This is a genomic window from Pseudomonas sp. 05T35 (genome assembly GCF_056396605.1).
Genome location: NZ_JBFTLU010000806.1, coordinates 1 through 889, shown reverse-complemented (window position 1 = coordinate 889; position 889 = coordinate 1). Strand labels below are relative to the sequence as shown.

The following is an 889-nucleotide window of genomic DNA, read 5'->3' as shown; positions in this document are numbered from 1 at the left end:
ATGCCCAAGCGAGTTTGGTCTGTAGCCTGCACCAGGATACCGGCGTTGAAACCGAGGGCCATGTCGTCGCCCGTGCTTTTGAGTTTTCCGTCATTGCGACCTGGGCTCAGTGGATTGGGCACCATTCCGGACAGCTCACCGGTGATGCGGTTGATAGTCGGACCGAACCCGATCGAAACTTTGTCGTTAAAGGCATAGCTGATGGTGGGCTGGAACGTAAGCGTCGTGACCTCACTTTTGTTGGCGTAGTAACGCCCGGCAAAACCGCTGCCATAGTCAGTCATCAGACCGAAAGGTACATAAAAACCTACACCGAACGCCCAATGCTCATCGATGGGTTTGACGTAGTAACCCATAGGCACTGTGGTGGTTGGCACCATGTCACCGTCTTCCTGGCCTCCGAATGTACTGCGGGTTTGGCTTATGTCGGTCTTCGCGAATAGAGTCGCCGCGCCCACGCTGACCTGCTCTCTTTTCAATCGAGACATGCCCGCCGGATTACCGAAGACCGTGCTCGCATCTTCAGCGGATGAGGAGCGCCCGGCAAACCCGGCCCCCATCCCGCTGACGCTTTGTTCATTGAGAGCGAAACCGCTTGCAAACACATTTGAAGATGCGAGCACGACAGCGAGGCCAAATGGGCTCTTGAGCACTATTTTTTTCATTGTTTGAACTCTATGGGGATCACTGAGATGAAGCAGTAGAAGCAATGGCTCACCATATTTATTCATGTGACCAATTCAGTCAACGGTCACAATGCGAATAAATGAAATGCCCTTCGACGACTGGAAGAAGGGCAAAGTGAAAAGCCGTTTTGGTGATGTGTCGCTTACACAGGCATGACGTAAAACCGTTAGCCGAAGGTCAAGGCATGAGGCTACGCAAAATG

1 protein-coding gene is annotated in these 889 nt (G+C 52.6%); it reads right to left on the bottom strand.

Going from position 1 to position 889, the window contains the following annotated elements:
- Nucleotides 1–665, bottom strand: a 665-nt coding sequence (locus tag AC1DH9_RS29970; RefSeq protein WP_477809432.1) for an OmpP1/FadL family transporter, incomplete at its 3' end; no start/stop codon positions are given.
- Nucleotides 666–889: the final 224 nt, after the last annotated feature.